20 protein-coding genes are annotated in these 20,401 nt (G+C 68.9%); 17 read left to right on the top strand and 3 right to left on the bottom strand.

Annotation, left to right across the window (positions count from 1 at the left end):
• Positions 1–37: 37 nt before the first annotated feature.
• From ACFQZQ_RS01035 to ACFQZQ_RS01025, 3 genes are read left to right on the top strand one after another with little or no spacing between them, the layout of a single operon-like run.
• Entirely contained in the window at positions 38–811 is a 774-nt protein-coding gene (locus ACFQZQ_RS01035) for an SDR family NAD(P)-dependent oxidoreductase (RefSeq protein ID WP_386810832.1), read from the top strand.
• Positions 812–836: 25 nt separating this feature from the next.
• Positions 837–1,793 carry an alpha/beta fold hydrolase gene (locus tag ACFQZQ_RS01030; RefSeq protein ID WP_386810831.1) on the top strand — a complete coding sequence of 319 codons (957 nt, stop codon included), beginning with the start codon at positions 837–839 and terminating at the stop codon, positions 1,791–1,793.
• A 60-nt stretch (positions 1,794–1,853) separates the two neighbouring features.
• On the top strand, positions 1,854–2,288 hold the full coding sequence (locus ACFQZQ_RS01025) for a low affinity iron permease family protein (protein WP_386810830.1): 435 nt from the start codon (positions 1,854–1,856) through the stop codon (positions 2,286–2,288).
• Here ACFQZQ_RS01025 and ACFQZQ_RS01020 read toward each other — a convergent pair.
• Positions 2,285–3,118: a universal stress protein gene (locus tag ACFQZQ_RS01020; protein ID WP_386810829.1), complete on the bottom strand. Its 834-nt coding sequence runs from the start codon at positions 3,116–3,118 to the stop codon at positions 2,285–2,287. The genes ACFQZQ_RS01025 and ACFQZQ_RS01020 overlap by 4 nt on opposite strands.
• Positions 3,119–3,344: 226 nt before the next feature.
• On the opposite strand from ACFQZQ_RS01020, the gene ACFQZQ_RS01015 reads away from it, so the two are divergent.
• A complete protein-coding gene (locus tag ACFQZQ_RS01015) occupies positions 3,345–3,602 on the top strand; it encodes a DUF6868 family protein (RefSeq protein ID WP_386810828.1) in 258 nt (85 codons plus the stop codon).
• 183 nt (positions 3,603–3,785) lie between these two features.
• Here ACFQZQ_RS01015 and ACFQZQ_RS01010 read toward each other — a convergent pair whose 3' ends face one another.
• Complete coding sequence (locus ACFQZQ_RS01010; protein WP_386810827.1) at positions 3,786–4,631, bottom strand: universal stress protein; 846 nt, start codon at positions 4,629–4,631, stop codon at positions 3,786–3,788.
• A gap of 249 nt (positions 4,632–4,880) precedes the next feature.
• On the opposite strand from ACFQZQ_RS01010, the gene ACFQZQ_RS01005 reads away from it, so the two are divergent.
• From ACFQZQ_RS01005 to ACFQZQ_RS00975, 7 genes are all read left to right on the top strand, one after another.
• Positions 4,881–5,303 (top strand): universal stress protein, encoded by a 423-nt coding sequence (locus ACFQZQ_RS01005; RefSeq protein WP_386810826.1) that lies wholly within the window; start codon positions 4,881–4,883, stop codon positions 5,301–5,303.
• 216 nt (positions 5,304–5,519) lie between these two features.
• Entirely contained in the window at positions 5,520–6,740 is a 1,221-nt protein-coding gene (locus ACFQZQ_RS01000; protein WP_386810825.1) for an NnrS family protein, read from the top strand.
• Between the two features lie 58 nt (positions 6,741–6,798).
• The gene (locus ACFQZQ_RS00995) at positions 6,799–7,200 is read left to right on the top strand and encodes a SirB2 family protein (RefSeq protein ID WP_386810824.1); all 402 of its coding nucleotides are present in this window, start codon (positions 6,799–6,801) and stop codon (positions 7,198–7,200) included.
• Between the two features lie 307 nt (positions 7,201–7,507).
• The gene (locus tag ACFQZQ_RS00990) at positions 7,508–8,185 is read left to right on the top strand and encodes an alternative oxidase (RefSeq protein WP_386810823.1); all 678 of its coding nucleotides are present in this window, start codon (positions 7,508–7,510) and stop codon (positions 8,183–8,185) included.
• 129 nt (positions 8,186–8,314) lie between these two features.
• The gene (gene hemN / locus ACFQZQ_RS00985) at positions 8,315–9,703 is read left to right on the top strand and encodes an oxygen-independent coproporphyrinogen III oxidase (RefSeq protein ID WP_386810822.1); all 1,389 of its coding nucleotides are present in this window, start codon (positions 8,315–8,317) and stop codon (positions 9,701–9,703) included.
• 19 nt (positions 9,704–9,722) lie between these two features.
• Positions 9,723–10,475 (top strand): cyclic nucleotide-binding domain-containing protein, encoded by a 753-nt coding sequence (locus tag ACFQZQ_RS00980; protein WP_386810821.1) that lies wholly within the window; start codon positions 9,723–9,725, stop codon positions 10,473–10,475.
• Positions 10,476–10,643: 168 nt separating this feature from the next.
• Positions 10,644–12,974 (top strand): nitric-oxide reductase large subunit, encoded by a 2,331-nt coding sequence (locus ACFQZQ_RS00975; protein ID WP_386810820.1) that lies wholly within the window; start codon positions 10,644–10,646, stop codon positions 12,972–12,974.
• Positions 12,975–13,266: 292 nt separating this feature from the next.
• Here ACFQZQ_RS00975 and ACFQZQ_RS00970 read toward each other — a convergent pair whose 3' ends face one another.
• Positions 13,267–14,463 (bottom strand): alginate export family protein, encoded by a 1,197-nt coding sequence (locus ACFQZQ_RS00970; RefSeq protein ID WP_386810819.1) that lies wholly within the window; start codon positions 14,461–14,463, stop codon positions 13,267–13,269.
• Positions 14,464–14,666: 203 nt separating this feature from the next.
• Between ACFQZQ_RS00970 and nirK the strand changes: the two genes are divergently transcribed.
• From nirK to ccoN, 6 genes are all read left to right on the top strand, one after another.
• Complete coding sequence (gene nirK / locus ACFQZQ_RS00965; RefSeq protein ID WP_386810818.1) at positions 14,667–16,193, top strand: copper-containing nitrite reductase; 1,527 nt, start codon at positions 14,667–14,669, stop codon at positions 16,191–16,193.
• 3 nt (positions 16,194–16,196) lie between these two features.
• On the top strand, positions 16,197–16,973 hold the full coding sequence (locus tag ACFQZQ_RS00960; RefSeq protein ID WP_386810817.1) for a formylglycine-generating enzyme family protein: 777 nt from the start codon (positions 16,197–16,199) through the stop codon (positions 16,971–16,973).
• On the top strand, positions 16,970–17,599 hold the full coding sequence (locus ACFQZQ_RS00955; RefSeq protein ID WP_386810816.1) for an SCO family protein: 630 nt from the start codon (positions 16,970–16,972) through the stop codon (positions 17,597–17,599). Before ACFQZQ_RS00960 ends, ACFQZQ_RS00955 begins: the two co-directional genes overlap by 4 nt.
• A gap of 117 nt (positions 17,600–17,716) precedes the next feature.
• Positions 17,717–18,175: an azurin gene (gene azu, locus ACFQZQ_RS00950; protein ID WP_386810815.1), complete on the top strand. Its 459-nt coding sequence runs from the start codon at positions 17,717–17,719 to the stop codon at positions 18,173–18,175.
• A gap of 175 nt (positions 18,176–18,350) precedes the next feature.
• The gene (locus ACFQZQ_RS00945) at positions 18,351–18,647 is read left to right on the top strand and encodes a heavy-metal-associated domain-containing protein (protein WP_386810814.1); all 297 of its coding nucleotides are present in this window, start codon (positions 18,351–18,353) and stop codon (positions 18,645–18,647) included.
• A gap of 223 nt (positions 18,648–18,870) precedes the next feature.
• Positions 18,871–20,391, top strand: a complete 1,521-nt coding sequence (gene ccoN / locus ACFQZQ_RS00940; RefSeq protein WP_386810813.1) for a cytochrome-c oxidase, cbb3-type subunit I — start codon at positions 18,871–18,873, stop codon at positions 20,389–20,391.
• Positions 20,392–20,401 lie beyond the last annotated feature (10 nt).

The raw sequence follows: 20,401 nt of genomic DNA, 5'->3' as shown, positions 1-20,401 counted from the left end.
AGCCCATCGGCGATGGCGCGGCGTGGAGGGTGCGGCAATGGAACGGGTCAAGGGCAAGGTTTGCATCGTCACCGGCGCGGCGCTCGGCATCGGCCAGGCCTGCGCGCTTCGGCTGGGCGAGGAAGGCGCCAGGCTGGCGCTGTTCGACGTGCTCGACGAGGCCGGCAACGCGCTGGTCGAATCGTTGCGGGCCCAGGGTGTGGCCGCGCGCTACTGGCACGTCGACGTGGCCAGCGAGCACGCCGTGCAGGCCGCCATCGACGGCGTCGCCGCCCACTACGGCGCGCTGCACGTGCTGGTCAACAACGCCGGCATCGCCGGCATCAACAAGCCCACCCACGAGATCACCGAGCGGGAGTGGGACCGGGTGCAGGCGGTCAACGTCAAGGGCGTGTTCTTCTGCACCAAGCACGCGATTGCGCACATGAAGCGCGCCGGGACCGGCAGCATCATCAACCTCTCGTCGATCTACGGCCTGGTCGGCGCGCCCGACGTGCCGCCCTATCACGCCTCGAAAGGCGCGGTCCGGCTGATGACCAAGACCGACGCCCTGATCTACGCCCCCGACAAGATCCGGGTCAACTCGGTGCACCCGGGCTACATCTGGACACCGATGGTCGAGCAGCACCTGCGCGACAGCGGCGCCAGCGACCTGGCCGCGGCCCGAACCGAGGTCGGCCGGCTGCATCCGCTCGGGCACATGGGCGACCCCGATGACATCGCTTGGGGCGTGGTCTATCTCGCGTCGGATGAAGCCAAGTTCGTGACCGGGACCGAACTGGTGATCGACGGCGGCTACACGGCGCGCTAGCCCGCCAGGCAGACGGGAGTAGCCAATGGCGAGGAGCAAGCTCAAAGCGGCGGTCGCGCTACTGGCCGTAGCGGCGCTGTGCGTGCTGGTCCACCTGCGCTACCAGCGCGAGATCGGCCCGGCACGCGCGCGCATTGCGACCGGAAGCACCGTGGTCGACACGCCTTGCGGGGCGATCGAGTACGCGGTCGACGGCGATGGCCCGGCGGTGCTGGTCGTGCATGGCGCCGGCGGCGGCCATGACCAGGGCATGGATATTTCCAAAGCGTTCGTGCCGCGCGGTTTCCGGGTCATCGCCATGTCCCGCTTCGGCTACCTGCGCACCCCGCTTCCGGCCGACGCCTCCGCCGCGGCCCAGGCCGATGCCCACGCCTGCCTGCTCGACGCGCTCGATATCCCGCGCGCGGCGGTGATCGGGGTCTCGGCCGGCGCACCGTCATCGATGCAACTGGCGCTGCGCCATCCCGAGCGCACGGCCGCGCTGGTCCTGCTGGTTCCGGCGGCGTACGTGCCAAGGCCAGGCAGCGCGCCGCCGATGCGGACGCCAGCGGGAACCGATTTCCTGTTCGAAACCGCGCTCAAGTCGGACTTCGTGTTCTGGGCCGGGATCCGGCTGGCACGTCCCACCATGATCCGGGCGATCCTCGCCACTCCGCCCGAGGTGGTGGCCGGCGCCAGCGCCGACGAGCAGGCGAGCGTCGCGCAAACCCTGGACCACATCCTGCCGGTCAGTCCGCGCCGGCTGGGACTGCTCAACGACGCCGCGGTGACCTCGTCCTTGCCGCGCTACGAGCTCGAGCGCATCGCCGTGCCGACGCTGGCGATCAGCGCGGCCGACGATCTGTACGGCACCTTCGACGGCGCCCGCTACAGCGCCGCACACATTCCGCGCGCCCGCTTTATCGGCTACCCGAACGGCGGGCACCTGCTGGTGGGGCACCAGCAGGAGGTCGCGGCGGAGATAGCAGCGCTGCTGCAGTAGCGGCCTGCCCAAGCGTGCCTCCAACGCAACGCGCCCAAACGCAGCCAGGAGATCCGGGGCATGAACATTTCCACGACGTTCAACAAGCTGGCCAAGGCCGCCGCGCGCACCACCGGCCGGCCGCTCGCGTTCACCTTGGCCAGTTTCGTCATCCTCGCGTGGCTGGTGTCGGGGCCGGTGTTCCAGTTCAGCGACACCTGGCAACTGGTGATCAACACCGGCACCACGGTGGTCACGTTCCTGATGGTGTTCCTGATCCAGAACACCCAAAGCCGCGATACCGAGGCGATGCAGATCAAGCTGGACGAGTTGATCCGGGTCACCGACCGGGCCAGCAACGCACTGCTCGACCTCGAGGAACTCGACGAGTTGACGCTGGATCGCTATCGCGCGCATTACGAAGCGCTGGCGCGGCACACGCGCACCCAGGCGCACGTGCCCGGAAGCGGAAGCGAATCGACCGCCGCGGAAACCGCGCGCGAGTGGACGCGCTAGTGCGAGAACAGCACCGGGATGCTCGAGTGCTCCAGCAGGTGGCGGGTCACGCCGCCGAACACCTGCTCCAACGCGCGGGCGCGGCTGTAGCCACCGGCGACGATGAGATCGGCGCGCGACTCCTGCGCATGCGCCAGGATCGACTCGCCCGTGGCCTGGGCCGCACGCGGCCGTTGCACCAGGTTCACCACCAGCCCGTGCCGCGCCAGGTGGGTGGCGATGTCGCCACCGGGTAGCTCGTCGCGCGCTCCGTGGTCGGTGCCGGGGCCGATCATCACCACGTCCACCGACCTGGCCCGCTGCAGCAGCGGCAGCGCGTCGTGCACCGCCCGCGCAGCTTCCCGCGAAGGCTTCCACGCCACCACCGCGTGGCCGTAGCTCGCGACCGCGGGCGCGGCGGCCGGCACCGCCAGCACCGCTCGTCCGCCGCCCGACAACACCCCGGCGAAGACGCGCCGGTCGGCGTCCTGCGGCGGGCGTGCGAGGCCGAGCACGACCAGGTCGGAATAGCGCGCGTGCATCGCCGCCAGTTCGGCCGACGTCAGCCAGAACGAATCGGAACGGCGGATTTCGCGGGCGACTGCTTCCCGGGCAAGACGCTCCTCGACCGCCTGCGCCAAGGCAGCGGCGGTGGCCTGCGCGGCTTCATTCAACGTTTCGTAGACGCCCGCGGGATAGTAGGCCCAGGCGCTGGCGCTGGGCGTCACCACGCTGACCCCGACCAGCGCCACCAGGTGCGAGCCATCGTGGGCGGCGAGCGCGCAGGCCGTCGCCAGCGCGGCCTCGTGGACCTCGCCGGCCAACAGCGGAACCAGGATGTCCTTGAACATGTCGTGCCCTCCAGTCGGACGAATCCAGACTGCCCCACCCAGCCGCGATCACCTTGATCTGCCTCAACAAAGCCTGCAAACGCGCGGGTCTTTGACGCAAGTCAACGTGCGGCCGCGCCGCCCTCCTAAGGTGCGGGAATCCCCGACCCGCGTGACCCCGAGCGATCCACCCCAGGGCTTGCGCGAACTCGCGCTTTGCCGATGCCCCTGATGGAGGATGTGCCTGATGGACAGCACGCTTTGGCCTGCGTTCGTGATGTGGTGTGCGGTGTTCAACTACGCCGCGCTGACGCTGGCGTTCGTCGGCTTCGTCCTGGCGCACGACTGGCTGTACCGGTTGCACCGGCGCTGGTTCGAGCTTCCGGTCGCCAAGTTCGACGCGATCGCGTACTTCCTGCTCGGGCTCTACAAGCTCGCGATCTGGTTCTTTCTGATCGTTCCCGCGCTGGTGCTCTGCTACCTCCCCTACGCGCCGCGGCTCTAGACCTGCCCACGGCGCCAAGGTCGCCGCAACCGACGCAGCAGGGCCAGCCACTTCGGTCGAAAGCGGAGGTGGCTCGGCACAGACAGCCCCCGCGCGAACTTGCCGTGTTCGCGGACGGCAGGGGCGGCGTCGACAGCCTCGCCGTCGATGCCTTTCGTCTCCGGCGAGCTGGTGGGAGGCGCGTCAGTGGGAGAACAGGATCGGCACCGAGCTGAATTTCAGCAGCTCGCGTGTCACGCCGCCCAGCACCCATTCGCGGAAGCGCGAGTGGCCATAGCCACCGGCCACCAGCAGCTCGGCGCCGGACTGTTCTGCGTGTTTCATCAACGCCATCGCCACCGACTCGCCCGATGGCTCACTCACCACGACCCGCACCTTCAGGCCATGCCGGGCCAGGTGCGTGGCGATGTCGGCGCCCGGCTGCGGGCCATCGCCGCGCTCGCCGCCCTGCGGCCCCACTTCCAGCACATCGACCGATTCGGCCGCGTGCAGCAGGGGCATCGCGTCGTGCAAGGCACGCGTGGCCTCGCGGGTCGGGCGCCACGCGACGACGGCATGCTTGGCCGGCTGATGCGACGTGAACCGCGGTGGCACCACGAGCACCGGGCGTCCCGACTCCAGCAGCAGCGCGGAAAAAAAGCCGTGGATGACCGGTTCGTCGCTTGCGTAGCCGCTGGTCGCCGCCGTCATCACGGCCATGTCGCTGTAGCGCGCATGCAGGGCGGCCATTCTGGGAGGCTCGACAAAGAGCGCCTCGGCGACGCGGACCTCGGACGGGACGGACTCCTTGGCCAACCGCTCGCGCCACACCGCGGCATCGCCCTCGGCCTTGGCCCGCAAGGTGGTGTAGAGGTCGCTCATGGCCAGGTCCGGCAGCAGCCCCCACGGACTGGGGGCCGGCATCGGCAGGTTGAATGCCTCGAGCACGCACAGGTGCGCGTCCGTGCGTGCCGCCAGCGCAATCGCCGCAGCCAGCGCATTGGCATCGCCCGCGGTGTTGGTGATGGGGATCATCAGGTCCTTGACCATGATCGGTGCTCCAGCAGCGGCAGAGCCGGCAACGTGGCCTTCATTACGCGCCCGGCGCCGCTGCGCTTGTTGATCTGGATCAATCAAGCGATGCCGCCGGTTCGGCGCGCCCTCGACCGGCCTGGACTTGCGGCCGCACCGCTAGCGTCACCGAAGTTGACGCAGGTCAACGACTCCGCAGCCGGCATGACGACACTGGGATCGGATGTTTCCCATCACCAGTGTGCACAGCATCAACGGAGCCAGGCCATGCGTATCGTGCTTGCGGTAGACGGAAGTCCGGTAGCGGCTCGCGCCGCCCGCTTCGTGGCGCGGCTGGCGTCCAGGCTGGCGGAGAAACCCGAGGTCATCCTGCTCCATGTCGACGAGCCACTCCTGCAGAGCGTCGCGATCCACCTGGGCGTGAAAGGCGTGGAGAAGTATCACGCCGACAACGGCAAGTTCGCGCTGAAGACCGCGAAAGCGACCCTCAACCGGGCGGATGTCGCCTACGACGAGCAGCTGCTGGTCGGCGATCCGGCGGACACCATCGTCAAGTACGCAAGCTCCGCCAAGTGCGACCTGGTGGTCATGGGCTCGCACGGTCGCGGCGCGCTCACCAGCCTGTTCCTGGGCTCGATCACCATCAAGGTGCTGACCCACTGCGCGGTGCCGGTCACGATCGTGCGCTAGCCGCCTCGCGACCCGCCGTTCTCCGGTCGTGGGCACGCGGGAAAAGCCTGATCACGCGACACTCTGGCATTGTCGCAATGACGCCGCCGGCCGCGCCTGGTCGGCCACGCCGCTGCTGGAGTGGCGAGGCACCGTCGCAGATCCGGGCGTCGTCGAGCGGCTCCAACTGACTCAGGTCAAGGCGGCGGCCCCCGGCACCTGCCCACACTGCGACCCATGACTAGTCCACCGCGTCGCTCCTCGCCCGGCTTGTTGGCCGCGGCGCCGCACCGCCTGATGTTCTTCATCGGCGCCACCAACCTGCTGCTGGCGATGGCCTGGTGGGCCGCGTGGCTGGCAGCCGCGCGCTGGCCGGTGCTGGCGATGCCGCAATCATCGCTGCCCGCCGGCTGGGTGCATGCGTTCGTCATGCAGTACCAGATGCTGCCGAGCTTCTTCTTCGGGTTCCTGCTGACCACGTTCCCGAAATGGATGGGTTTGCCCGAGGTCGAGCGCTGGCGCTACGTGCCGGTCGGGCTGGGGCTGTTCGGTGGCCAGATCGCGACCCTGCTGGGTGCGCTGGGCTGGGAGGCCGGCATGCTGGTCGGCACTGTGTTCACCGCCGGCGGCTGGCTGGCGGGGCTGTGGATCCTGGGGTCGCTGCTGTGGCGCGACGAATCGGCGAACTGGCATGCCCGCTCATGCTTCGCCGCGCTCGCGCTGGGGCTTGTCGGTATCGCGGCGTGGGGCGCGTTCGTGCTCGGCGGGTCGCCGATCTGGGTGTTCGCCAGCATCAAGATCGGCAGCTTTGGCCTGCTGCTGCCGGTGTACCTGACCGTGGCGCACCGGATGTTTCCGTTCTTCGCCAGCCGGATCGTGCCCGGCTACCAGCCGTGGCGGCCGTTGTGGATCCTTGCCGCGTTGTGGCCGCTGTGCCTGGGCCATCTGCTGCTGGAACTGCTCCACCTCTATGTGTGGCTGTGGCTGGTCGACCTGCCACTGCTGGGCCTGACCGCGACGCTGCTGTGGCGCTGGTGGCCGCGCGGCGACAAGCCGGGGATCCTGGCCGTGCTGTTCCTCGCGCTGGCCTGGCTGCCGCTGGCGTTCGCGCTGTATTCGGCGCAAAGCTGGGCGTACGCGATGACCGGGGTGTACTGGCTGGGCCGCGGGCCGGCGCACGCGTTGTTCATCGGCTTCTTCGGCAGCGTGCTGGTCGCGATGGTGACCCGGGTGACCCAGGGGCATTCCGGACGGCCGCTGGTGATGCCGGCGGCCGCGTGGTTCGCGTTCGTCGCGATCCAGTTGGTGGCGGCGATGCGCGTCGCGGCGGAGATCGCGCCCGACACCATGGCCTGGCAGGCATTCGCGGCGCTGGGCTGGCTGCTGGCATTCGCGCCGTGGGTGGTGCGCCTGGGCCGGATCTACCTGAGCCCGCGCGCCGACGGCAAGCCGGGCTGATGGTGCGGCCCGACCACTGAATCCTCCACCGGTCCGAAACCCCAAGGAAAGTCGCTCGATGATCGAGTTCTACCCCCAGATCAAGCACGTCCACATCCTGCTGGCGCTGGCCAGCGGTGGGCTGTTCGCGCTGCGCGGCGCCGGCGTGCTCGCGGGCATGGCCTGGCCGAAGTGGCTGCTGGTGCGCTGGACCAGCTACGCGATCGACACCGCGCTGCTGACCGCCGCGCTGATGCTGCTGACGATCCTGCCCGGGGCGATGTTCGCCAACGGCTGGCTCGCGACCAAGATCGTGTTGCTGGTGGTGTACATCGTGCTGGGCGTGTTCGCGATCAAGCGCGGCCGCACGCGCGCGGCCCAGGCCGGGTTCTACGTCGCCGCGCTGGCCACGTTCGCGATGATCTACATCATCGCGCGTGCGCACCATCCGCTCGGCATTTTCCTTCGGTGGTTGGGCTGATCGCAGCGGTCCATCCCGAACGGGGACTGGTCGGCCCGGACGCGCTCGCGCGCAAGCCACGCTGGGCGCAAGGACACTCTCCCGCCCTGAACCGGTGCCTCGCGCCGGGGCCCGGCGCCCCGATTGCTTGCAGTCGGCTGAATGACCCGATCGGTCCGGCAGCCGATTGATCGAGATCAAGGCCGTCTTCGCCCACGGGCCGTACCTTGCATTCCGCAGGCGGTGCTCCGGCACCGGCGTGAAGCGGCCAACCGGCCGCACCGCACGCATCACCGCGCGACCTGCGGCGCGAGAGATGAGGCTCCCCTTGAACACGCTGATCACGCCTTTCGTCCAAACCCCCGCCGCCGTCGACCTGGACGTGCACCATGCCGCCCGCGACTGGTCCGACCGCGTCGCGTTCGGCATCACCCGCGGGCTGCGCTTCCTTGCCGACACGTTCTTCGCCAAGCGTTACGGCAACCGCGCGATTGTGCTGGAAACGGTCGCTGCAGTGCCGGGCCTGGTCGGCGCCGCGCTGGTCCACCTGCGCTGCCTGCGCTGGATGCGCGATGACCGCGGATGGATCCGCACGCTGATGGAGGAGGCCGAGAACGAGCGCATGCACCTGATGACCTTCATCGAGATCGCGCGGCCGAACTGGCTCGAGCGCGCGCTGGTGCTGGTCGCGCAGGCAGCGTTCTTCAGCTTCTTCCTGTTGCTGTACCTGCTGTCCTCGCGCACCGCCCACCGCCTGGTCGGCTACTTCGAGGAGCAGGCGGTGATCAGCTATACCCAGTACCTGCAGGAGATCGATGCCGGCCGGGTCGAGAACGTGCCCGCGCCACAGGTCGCGCGCGACTACTGGCAGCTGCCCGCGACCGCCAGGTTGCGCGAGGTGGTGCTGGCGGTGCGCGCCGACGAGGCCGGCCACCGCGACGTCAACCACGGCTTCGCCAACGACCTGCGCCCGATCCAGCAAGCGAACGCCGGCCTGGCCACCTGATTGCGGCGATCCGAAAAAGCCGCTGCGCGTCCAGCGCGCCGGCAATAACTGTCGCGCCGATTCGCGACCTTCAGACCGCCGCTTGAGTCCGCTCAAGGCGGCGGCGCCCCGAGCCCGACACCCAGCCCCATGCCAGCCTTCGACACCGACCTCCTGCGCCGTTACGACCGGCCCGGCCCGCGTTACACCTCATACCCGACCGCGCCGCAGTTCAGCGGCGAGTTCGGCGAGGCGCAACTGCGCGAGGCCGCGCAGGCCAGCAACGGCGATCCGATCCCACGGCGCCTATCGCTCTACGTGCACGTGCCGTTCTGCCTCAGTCCGTGCTTCTACTGCGGCTGCAACCGCATCATCACCCGCGATCTGTCGCGGTCCGACACCTACCTGGCGCGGCTGTACCGCGAGATCGACCTGGCCGCGGCGCTGTTCGACCGCGACCGCGAAGTGATCCAACTGCACTTCGGCGGCGGCACCCCGAACTTCCTCACCCCGGCGCAGCTGCGCGAGGTGGTGGAGACCCTGCAGCGCCAGTTCCATTTCTCCGCGAGCCGCGACCGGGACATCTCGATCGAACTCGATCCGCGCTTCATCTCGCCGGCCGACGTTGCCGAACTGGCGACGATCGGTTTCAACCGCGCCAGCCTCGGCGTGCAGGATTTCGATCCGGCGGTGCAGGAAGCGGTGAACCGGATCCAGAGCGTCGAGCAGACGGTGGCGGTCATCGAGGCCTGCCGTGCCAGCGGCTTCCGCTCGGTCAACGTCGACCTGATCTACGGCCTGCCGAAGCAGACCGCCGAGGGCTTCTCGCGCACCCTGGACACGGTCATCGGCATCCGCCCGGACCGGATCGCGGTCTACAGCTACGCCCACCTGCCCGAGCTGTTCAAGCCGCAGCGCCAGATCGAGGCCGCCGACCTGCCATCGCCGGAAGCGAAGCTGGCCCTGCTGCAACGGGCAATCGAAAAGCTCACCGCAGCCGGTTACGTCTACATCGGCATGGACCATTTCGCCCTGCCCGACGACGAGCTGGCGCAAGCCCAGTCGCGCGGCGGCCTGCACCGCAATTTCATGGGTTACACCACCCATGCCGACAGCGACCTGGTCGGCCTGGGCGTCAGCGCGATCAGCCACATCGGCGACAGCTTCAGCCAGAACCCCCGGGACCTGATCAGCTGGCAGGGCGCGATCGACGAGGGCCGGCTGCCGGTATTCCGCGGCATGCGCCTGAGCGAGGACGACCAGCTGCGCGCGGACCTGATCCAGAGCCTGATGTGCCAGGGCGAGGTGCCGATCACGGCGCTGGAGCGCCGCTACGACATCGATTTCGGCCGTTACTTCGCCGACTCCCTCGAACGGCTGCAACCGCTGGCCGCCGATGGGCTGGTCCGTATCGAGCCACGCCGGATCACGGTGACGTCGCGGGGCCGCCTGCTGTTGCGTAACATCGCGATGTGCTTCGACCGATACCTGGACAAACCCGTTGCGGTCACCCAGCCGCGATTCTCCCGCGCGATCTAGCGGCTGCATGGGAGTTGTCGTGAATCCGGCCACCTTCCCGCGCCTCGACCCGCGCACGCTCGCGGACGACGGCGACACCCTGCACTTCTGTTCGACCTGCGCGTTCTCGCAGGCATGCCTGTCCGAGGGCATGGACAAGAGCGCGTTGATGGACCTGCACGTGCTGGTCGAGCATGTCGGGCCCTACCACGCCGGTGACCACCTGTTCCGCGAGGGCGATCCGTTCGACGCGATCGCTGCGGTCCGCGCCGGCACGGTCAAGACCTACGTGATCGACCGCGAGGGCCGCGAGCACGTGCTCGGCTTCCATCTGCCCGGCGAGGTCATCGGCCTCAACGCGATCGATGGCGAGCACTACCCGTGCAATGCGGTCGCGCTCGACACGGTCATGCTCTGCCGCTTCTCGTTCCCGAAGATGGCGATGCTCGCCGCGCGCCTGCCCGGCCTGCAGCGGCAGTTGTTCCGGCTGCTCAGCCGCGACATCGGCCGCGCCGCGTTGCTCGCGGGCGACTGGACCGCCGACCAGCGCATGGCGGCGTTCCTGATCGGGCTGTCGGGGCGGCTGGCCGCGCGCGGCTTCTCGCCGCACCGCTTCCAGCTCACGATGCCGCGCACCGACATCGCCAATTACCTGCGCCTGGCCCCCGAGACCGTGAGCCGCGTGCTCAAGCGGTTCCAGGCCGAGGGCGTGTTGCGCGTGGACCGGCGTGAGCTGGAGGTACTTCAGCACGCGCAGCTCGCGGAGCTCGCGGCACCGGTATTGCGCCGATAGAAGCCACGCGCTGACGCAACACAAGACGCCGGCTTCTGCGCCCGGTTGCAGCCCGCCGTCGCACGGCAGATAGCCGCGTGCCCGCATGCCGCGCCGCGCAACTTGATCTGGATCAGGGCGTGCCTGCCCGCGGTGGCCGACCATGCGTCCATTCATTGGGAGGCCATCATGAGCAATAACAGGAAGCTATGGCTGGGCTTGGCTGCCCTGCTCATCGCATCGTTTTCGGTGCTGCTGTGGGCGGGGGGCGAGATCTTCCGCACCGCGCCGCCGATGCCCGAGCGGGTGGTCACGCAGCAAGGCGAGGTGGTCTACACGCGTGCGGACATCGAACAGGGCCGGCAGGTCTGGCAGTCGATGGGCGGCATGCAGCTGGGTTCGATTTGGGGCCACGGCGCCTACGTCGCCCCGGACTGGAGCGCGGACTGGCTGCACCGCGAGGCCACCGGGGTGCTCGACATCTGGGCCCGCGCCGACGGCGGCATGGCCAGCTATGCGCAGTTGCCCGAGGACGAGCAGGCCGCGTTGCAGCGCCGCCTGCAGTCGATGATGCGGGCCAACACCTACGACCCCGCCACCGGCACGATCACGCTGACGCGCGATCGCGCCGTCGCCGCGTCCAACGTCGCCGCCCACTACGTGAGCCTGTTCGGCAACGATCCCGCCACGGCCGAGTTGCGCGAAGCCTACGCAATGAAGGAGGGCACGGTCGACACGCTCGAGCACCGCCGCGCCCTGACCGCGTTCTTCTGGTGGACCGCCTGGGCGGCGACCACCGAACGGCCCGCAGCGGCCGACAACGCTGCCGCTGGCGGCTATCCGCTGAAGGTCGCCAACGCCGTCACCTACACCAACAACTGGCCGCACGAGCCGCTGGTCGGCAACAAGCCGGCCGCGTCACTGTGGCTGTGGTCGGTGTTCAGCGTGATGTTCCTGATCGCCGGCATCGCCCTGCTCGGCTGGCACTACGCGGTCAGCCACGGCCGTGGCGAGGAGCCGCACCAGATCCCGAAATCCGATCCGTTCGCGCTGCTGCGGATTACCCCGTCGATGCGCGCCACCGCGAAGTATTTCTGGGTCGTGCTCGCGCTGTTCCTGTGCCAGATCCTGCTCGGCGCGATCACCGCGCACTACCAGGTCGAGGGCCAGGAGGCGTACGGTTTCGCGCTGTCGCAATGGCTGCCGTACTCGCTGTCGCGCACCTGGCACACGCAATTGGCGGTGCTGTGGATCGCGGTGTCGTGGCTGGCCACCGGCCTGTACATCGCGCCGGCGCTGTCCGGGCATGAGCCGAAGTTCCAGCGCCTCGGGGTCAACTTCCTGTTCGTCTGCCTGCTGGTGATCGTGGTCGGCTCGTTCGCCGGGCAGTGGCTCGCGGTGATGCAGAAGATCGGCCTCGACAACAACTTCTGGTTTGGCCACCAGGGCTGGGAGTACGCCGACATGGGCCGCTTCTGGCAGTGGTTCCTGTTCGTCGGCCTGCTGCTGTGGGTGACCCTGGTCGGGCGCGCGCTGTGGCCGGTGCTGCGCGGCGCGGCGAACGAGGCGAAGTCGATCATCTCGCTGCTGTTCCTGTCCACAGTCGCGATCGGCGTGTTCTTCGGCGCGGCGCTGATGTGGGGCGAGCACACCCACATCTCCGAGGTCGAGTACTGGCGCTGGTGGCTGGTCCACCTGTGGGTGGAAGGCTTCTTCGAGGTGTTCGCCACCGCGGTGATGGCGCTGATCTTCACCCGGCTCGGGCTGATCAAGACCTCGGTGGCCACGGTCGCGGTGCTGTTCGCCACGATCGTGTTCATGACCGGCGGCGTGCTCGGCACCCTGCACCATCTGTACTTCATCGGCACGCCGACCTCGGTGGTCGCGCTCGGCGCGAGCTTCAGCGCGTTGGAGGTGGTGCCGCTGGCCTACATCGGCTTCGAGGCGTACCACACCTACAAGCTGGGCAAGGCCACGCCGTGGATGGCGCGCTACAAGTGGCCGGTGCTGTTCTTCATCGCGGTGTCGTTCTGGAACCTGGTCGGCGCCGGCCTGTTCGGCTTCCTGATCAACCCGCCGCTGTCGCTGTACTACATGCAGGGCCTGAATTTGACCGCGCTGCACGGCCACACCGCGCTGTTCGGCGTGTACGGCATGCTCGGCATCGCGCTGATGCTGTTCTGCCTGCGCGGCCTGCGCGGGCAGATGGTCTGGGACGTGCGACCGGTGAAGCTGGCGTTCTGGTCGCTCAACCTCGGCCTGGTGCTGATGGCGCTGCTGACCCTGCTGCCGCTGGGCATCCTGCAGCTGCGCGCTTCGATCGAACACGGCTACTGGTACTCGCGCTCGGCCGAGTTCATGCAGCAGCCGCTGATCGACATGCTGGTGTGGCTGCGGATGCCGGGCGACACGATCTTCAGCGTCGGCGCGGTCGCGCTGGCCTGGTTCGTGCTGCGCCTATGGGTGGTGCCGACGCGCGACCCGGCGCTGGTCGGCGTTGCCGGCAACGCCGAAGGCTGAAATCTCCGGTCAGCAGGACCCCATTGGGGTGGCTTCGGCCACCCCTTTTTTTCCTCTTGGCGCGGCCGAACTCGGACAGATCGGACAAAGCCAAAGCGCGCAGGCATCACCGCATGCGGCGCAGGGCCCGCGCAGCGATGGCGCAATCGGCGGCGGGCGATCCGGATCAAGGCCGCTGCGCCAGGAATGCCACACCGCGACATGCGAGCGACTGGCGATGACGCGCCGCGCTGGAGCGCGTCACCGCGGCCACCATCGGGCCAACGCGGGGCCGCGGCCCTGCGATCGCAGCTCAGGGCCGGGTCCACTCCAGCTGCAGCCACAGCTTGGTGGTGTCGCGCGCGAACCCGTCGCTGCGATAATCGGCGAGCTTGACCAGCCCGGTCACCGGTCCGCGCACCGGGAAGCCGAGCGACGCGTTCCACTCGCGGCCGTAGCGGCCGCCGCTGTCGGCGCGGTAGTCGTGCCAGGCCGCGGTCCAGCTGAGCTTGCCGGCGTGGGCGCCGCGGCCGAGCTTGCCCGCCACGGCGAGGTAGCGGTCGTCGAGCCCGCCCGCCGGCGTCACGCCGAACTTGTCGGCCCAGCCGTTGAACGGATGCAACGACGCCAGCGGGGTCTGCAGCGCATGGCGGCCATCGCCGCCCAGGTGCTCCCAGCCGGCCCGCCAAGTGACGCCGCGCCGCACCAGCGATGGTTCGAACAGCCAGTAGGCGTGGGCGAAATCGTGCGGATTGCCGGCGTGGTCGCGCTGGCGTGCGGCCTCGACCCGCCAGCCCCAACGGTTGCCGCCGCCGTCGTGCGCGTACTGGCCACTCCAGCGCACTCCGGCAGTCAGGGTCGACGCCGCCGGCACGTCGCGGTCCTCGTGCGCGAGCGCATACCCGCCCCATTGCTGATCGTTGTGCGCGAACGCCAGATCGAGCGCATGGCTGTCGAGGTCGCGTTCGCGCGCGAGCGGATCGCGCGCATCATCGCCGTTGACCCGGTGCACGCGGTCGAGCCAGACATAACGCGCGGTGAGCGCGGCGACCGGGGTCCATTCCAAGGCAACCGCATCGAAGGTCTGCTCGTTCTGGCGCCAGCCACTGTTGCCGAGCCAGCGCTGGTTGTCGAGCTGCACGCGCTGGCGCCCGGCCGTGGCCTTGGCGCGCTCGCCGTGCCAACCCAGCCACAGCTGGTTGAGCTCGGCGCCGGCCGGATCGGCGACCCCAGGATGGCCAACGCGTCCGTTCGCGCCGCTGTTGTAGCGGCCGTCGGCGGCAACGCCCTCGGCTTCCGCCAGCGCTTGCCAGTGGTCGGCCCAGGCGAAGCGCAGCCCGGCGCGCAGGCGCAGCGTGGTGGCCCCGGCGTTGCGCGCGAACGCGTCGTCGGCGACGTGTTCGTGGCGCAGGCGCAGGTTCCATTGCGGTTGCACGACGTCGCCGGCCGCGGCCGGCAGCGCACACGCGGCAAGCAGGAGCGCGGGCAACGCGCCATGGCGACACGACATCGGCAAACCCCTGTCATTGGTTGTGGTTGGAACGCAGCCTCGCGCGGCCGCGGTCAAGCCATCTTGATCCCAATCAAGCCGGAATGCGGTTCCTGCAGCTCCCTGCAGATTGAGCCGATGAATTGATCCAAATCAGGGCGGCGCTGCCGCTGCCGCGGCAACCTGCCGCCATCCGGCCTTGCGCCAACCTTGGGGAGTTCGCAATGAAGCGTGTCACCCGTCCTTTGTTGCTGGCGATCGCGGCGCTGGCGCTGTCATTGCCGGCGTGTCGCAGCGACGACAAGCCCGCGGCCGACGCGGCCCAAACCACTGCCCCCGAGGACCAGACCGGCGGCTCGCGCAAGGGCGACTTCGGCCCGCCGCAGGGCGAGCCGATCAAGGCGGTGCTGACGTCGCCGCCGCTGGTGCCGCCGGCCACCGGCCGCACCGCGCCGGCCAAGGTCATCGTCGAGCTCGACGTGATCGAAAAGGACCTGCCGATTTCCGAAGGCGTCACCTACACGTTCTGGACGTTCGGCGGCACCGTGCCGGGCAGCTTCATCCGCGTGCGCCAGGGCGACACGGTCGAGTTCCACCTGCGCAACATGCCCGACTCGAAGATGCCGCATAACATCGACCTGCACGGCGTCACCGGCCCCGGTGGCGGCGCCGCGTCGAGCTTCACCGCGCCGGGCCATTCCTCGCGCTTCACGTTCAAGGCGCTCAACGCCGGCCTCTACGTCTACCACTGCGCGACCGCCCCGGTCGGCATGCACGTGGCCAACGGCATGTACGGGCTGATCCTGGTCGAGCCGCCGGAAGGCATGCCGAAGGTCGACCGCGAGTACTACGTGATGCAGGGCGACTTCTACACGGCCGGCAAGTACCGCGAGAAGGGCCACCAGGCCTTCGACATGCAGAAGGGCATCGACGAGAACCCGACCTACGTGCTGTTCAACGGCGCCGAGGGCGCGCTGACCGGCGACAAGGCGCTGACCACGAAGGTCGGCGAGACCGTGCGCCTGTACGTCGGCAACGGCGGCCCGAACCTGGTGTCGAGCTTCCACGTGATCGGCGAGATCTTCGACAAGGTCTGGTACGAGGGGGGCAGCAAGTTCCAGGAGAACGTGCAGACGACGCTGATCCCGGCCGGCGGCGCGGCGATGATGGAGTTCCACATGGAAGTGCCGGGCAGCTACGTGCTGGTCGACCACAGCATCTTCCGCGCGTTCAACAAGGGCGCACTGGCGATCCTCAAGGCCGACGGCCCCGAGAACAAGGCGATCTACTCCGGCAAGGAAGTCGACTACGTCTACCTCGGCGACCGCGCGGCGCCGAACATGGCGGCGGTGGCCACCGCGGCGGCATCGGCCAAGACCGGCGACCTGTCGGTCGAGGAGCAGATCAACGCCGGCAAGGCGCTGTTCGCCGGCACCTGCTCGACCTGCCACCAGCCCGAAGGCCAGGGCATGGAGGGGGTGTTCCCGCCGCTGGCGAAATCCGACTACATCGCCGCCGACCCGAAGCGCCTGCCGAGCACGATCCTGCACGGCCTGGTCGGGCCGGTGAAGGTCAACGGCAAGGACTACAACTCCAACATGCCGCCGATGAACCAGCTGACCGACGACGAAGTGGCCAACATCTCCACCTACGTGCTCAACAGCTGGGGCAACCCGGGCGGCCGGGTCACCAAGGCCGACGCCGCCGCCGCGCGCGCCGCCAAGCCGGCCAACGCGTCGGGAGGCCACTGAGCCATGCGCCGCCTCGCCGCCCTGCTGATGCTCGTGCTGCCGCTCGCCGGCCTCGCCGGCGATGCGGGCCCGCGCTACGCCGGGCTGCCCGGCGGCGTGTTCCGCTCCGCATTGCAGTACGAGGACGCGAAGGACGGCGTGCGCATCGCGCCGTTCGCGCTGATGCGCAAGCCGGTCACCAACGCCGAGTTCCTGCGTTTCGTGCAGCGCAACCCGCAATGGCGGCGCGACCGCGTCGCCGCGGTGTTCGCCGAGCCGCGCTACCTCTCGCACTGGCAGTCGCCGGTGCAGCCCGGCCCGCGGGCGCTACCGCAACAGCCGGTGGTGTGGGTGACCTGGTTTGCCGCGAACGCCTACTGCGAGTCGCTCGGCGCGCGCCTGCCGACCTGGTCGGAATGGGAGTACGCCGCGGCCGCCGACGAGACCCGCACCGACGCGCGCAAGGACCCGGCGTGGCGCGAACGCATCCTGGCCTGGTACTCGCGCCCGTCCAACGAGGCGCTGCCGCGCACCGGCCTGCAGGCCCCCAATGCCTGGGGCGTGCACGACCTGCACGGCCTGGTGTGGGAGTGGACCGACGACTACTCCGCCCTGCTGGTCGACGGCGACAACCGCAACCAGGGCGATCCCGACAACGCCAAGTTCTGCGGCGCCGGCGCGTTGTCGATGGACGACCGCGAGAACTACGCCGTGCTGATGCGGGTGGCGATGCTGTCCTCGCTGCAGGGTCACAACGCCACCGCCAACCTCGGATTCCGCTGCGCCTGGAGCGCCAAATGACGCTGATCGCCCCCACCACCCTCGCCCTCGCCACGGCGCTGTTGTGCGCCGGCGCGCTGGCCGCACCACCGGAGCATGCCGCGCCCGCAGCTGCGAAATCCTCCCGCGCCGGATCGGCCGCGGCGTTGCCCACCGATTCGGTCTACCAGCTGTCGCTGCCGCTGACCGACCAGACCGGGCGCCCGTTCGACTGGCGCGCGCGTCGCGGCACGCCGCAGGTGGTGACGATGTTCTACACCTCGTGCCAGTACATCTGCCCGCTGATCGTCGACAGCGGCAAGGCGATCGAGAAGCAGCTGACGCCGGCCGAGCGCGCTCGCGTCGGCCTGCTGCTGGTCAGCATGGATCCGCAGCGCGACACCCCGCAGGCACTGGCCAAGGTCGCCGCGCAGCGCAAGCTCGATCCGCGGCACTGGACCCTCGCCCGCCCCGCGCCCGGCGACGTCCGTGCGGTCGCCGGCGTGCTCGGCATCCGCTACCGCGCGCTCGCCGATGGCGAGTTCAACCACACCAGCGCGCTGGTGCTGCTCGATCGCGACGGCCGCATCCTCGCGCGTACCGAGCAGGTCGGCAGCAAGCCCGATCCCGCATTCGTCGCCGCGGTGCGCCAGGCCGCCGCGCCGTAGGGCGGGTTTTCAACCTGCCGGTCGCGGCTGGCCGAACCGCTCGCGCCGAATTCCTCTTCCACCCGATGGCGGGTTGAAACCCGCCCTATTCACCTTTCCCAACCAGGAGTTACCTCCGTGAATCGCACCTCCAAGGCCCTGCTCGGCCTGGCCCTGCTCGCCTCCGCCGGCCTCGTCCATGCCGCCCCGAACTGCACGATCAAGCTCAAGGGCAACGACGCCATGCAGTTCGACCTCAAGACCGCGACCGTGTCCGCCGCGTGCCCGACGATCACGATCGAACTGGCCCACACCGGCAAGCTGCCCGCCAACGTCATGGGCCACAATATCGTCGTCAGCGCGACCGGCGACGTGTCCGCCGTGGCCGCCGCCGGCATGAAGGCCGGCGCCGCCGCTGCCTACGTGCCCAAGGCCGACGTCCGCGTCCTCGCCGCGACCGCGGTCATCGGCGGCGGCGCCAAGACCAGCACCAAGCTACCGGGCAAGAAGCTCAAGGCCGGCGGCGACTACAGCTTCTTCTGTTCGTTCCCGGGCCACGCCGGGATCATGAAGGGCAAGCTGGTGGTGACGAAATAGGCGCGTCGCCCGCCCCCATCTGCGCAAGATGCCGACGGCGGAGAGTTTCTCTCCGCCTTTTTTTTTGACCGGTGCCGGGCAGCGCCGGCTGTCACCCACAAAAAAGGGCCGGACCGAGGTGCGACCCGTGCAGCGCGGGCCCGGCCTGCGTTCTTCGCGCGCATGACCTGGATCAATGCGCGCGCGCACCGACGCTGCGACGCTGCCAGCCCACCCGAACCCGGACCAACCCATGTTGCTCGACCTAGAAAAGATCGCCTCCCACACCTGCGGCTGCACGATCAAGAAAGCGATCCGCGCCATCGATCCGACCGCGGCGGTCACCGTCGACACCGGCGCCAATCGCGTGCGCGTGGAAGGGCTGCTGACCGGTCAGCAGGCGATCAGCGCCCTGGCCGCCGCCGGCTACCCTGCCCGCCATGCCGCGCCGCACAGCGGCCAGGGCAGCGATTGCTGCGGTGGTTGCTCGTAGCACCGGGGCGCCGGACCGTTTGCGACTCGCCCTGCGGAGTGGAGGCAGATAATTGCCTCTCCTCCAGGAACACCGCCGACGTGCGTGATTTGCCGCAATGCCAAGGATCCCGCAGGGATTTTGGCCGAGCCGCCCGCTACGGCATGGGCCCAATTGATCCAGATCAAGTCGTGATCCGGCCCCCGCCGGGACAATGCGCAGCACCGAATTCCCAAGGTCTGCCATGACTGCGTTCGATCCCCCTGGCGCCGCGACGGGCGCCGCCCCTTTGCCTGCGCGCGGCAACCCATCCCACTCCGCGGCTGCGGCGGATCCGCGCGGCTTCTACAACGACAAGGTCGTCCAGCAGTTCACGATCGCCTCGATCGTCTGGGGCGTGATCGGCATGGCGGTCGGGGCGCTGATCGCGGCCCAGTTGTACTGGCCGGCACTGAACTTCGACACCGCGTGGCTGAGCTTCGGTCGGCTGCGGCCGATCCACACCAACGGAGTGATCTTCGCGTTCGGCGGCTCGGCGCTGTTTGCCACCAGCCTCTACGTGGTGCAGCGCACCTGCCACGTGCGGCTGATCTCCGACAAGCTCGCCTCGTTCGTGTTCTGGGGTTGGCAGGCGTGCCTGGTCGCCGCGGTGGTCACGCTGGCGATGGGCCTTACCCAGGGCAAGGAATACGCCGAGATGGAGTGGCCGGTCGACCTGATGATCACGGTCGTCTGGGTCGCGTACGGCTGGCTGTACTTCGGCACGATCGCCAAGCGCCGGGTCAAGCACATCTACGTCGCCAACTGGTTCTTCGCCGCGTACATCATCACCATCGCGATCCTGCACATCGTCAACAACCTCGCGATCCCGGTGTCGCTGGGCAAGTCATACCCGGTCTACAGCGGCGCGGTCGATGCGATGGCGCAGTGGTGGTACGGGCACAACGCGGTCGGCTTCATGCTGACCACGAGCTACCTGGGGATGATGTATTACTTCGTGCCCAAGCAGGCCGGCCGGCCGATCTTCTCGTACCGGCTGTCGATCGTGCACTTCTGGGCGCTGATCTCGATCTACATGTGGGCCGGCCCGCACCACCTGCACTACACCGCGCTGCCGGACTGGGTGCAGTCGGTCGGCATGGTGTTCTCGGTGATCCTGCTGGCGCCGTCGTGGGGCGGCGCGATGAACGGTCTGCTGACACTGTCGGGGGTGTGGCACAAGCTGCGCACCGACCCGATTCTGAAGTTCCTCGTGGTGGCGATCAGCTTCTACATGATCGCGACGTTCGAAGGCCCGCTGCTGTCGATCAAGTCGGTCAACTCGCTGAGCCACTACACCGACTGGACCGTCGGCCACGTGCACGCCGGTGCGCTGGGCTGGGTCGCGATGATCACGATCGGCTCGCTGTATTCGATGTTCCCGCGCACGCTGGGGCTCAAGGCGATGCACTCGATCAAGCTGATCGACGCGCACTTCTGGCTGCACACGCTCGGCGTGGTGTTCTACATCGTGTCGATGTGGATCGCCGGCATCACCCAAGGCCTGATGTGGCGCGCCACCAACACCGACGGCACGCTGACCTACAGCTTCGTCGAGTCGCTGCTGGCGACGTACCCCTACTACCTCGGACGCCTGCTCGGCGGGCTGATGGTGCTTGCCGGCATGGGCCTGATGGCGTGGAACTTCTGGCGCACCTGGCAACTCGTGCACGAGCCCGTGCCGCAACCGGTACTGGCGCCGCATGCCGCCGAAGCGCTGGGTTGAGGAGCTACCG

Origin of the sequence: Lysobacter koreensis (assembly GCF_042677045.1) — a bacterium.
GTDB classification, from domain to species: Bacteria; Pseudomonadota; Gammaproteobacteria; order Xanthomonadales; family Xanthomonadaceae; genus Lysobacter_K; species Lysobacter_K koreensis.
Note: the sequence above shows the minus strand (reverse complement) of the source record. Positions and strands in the feature narration are given on the sequence as shown.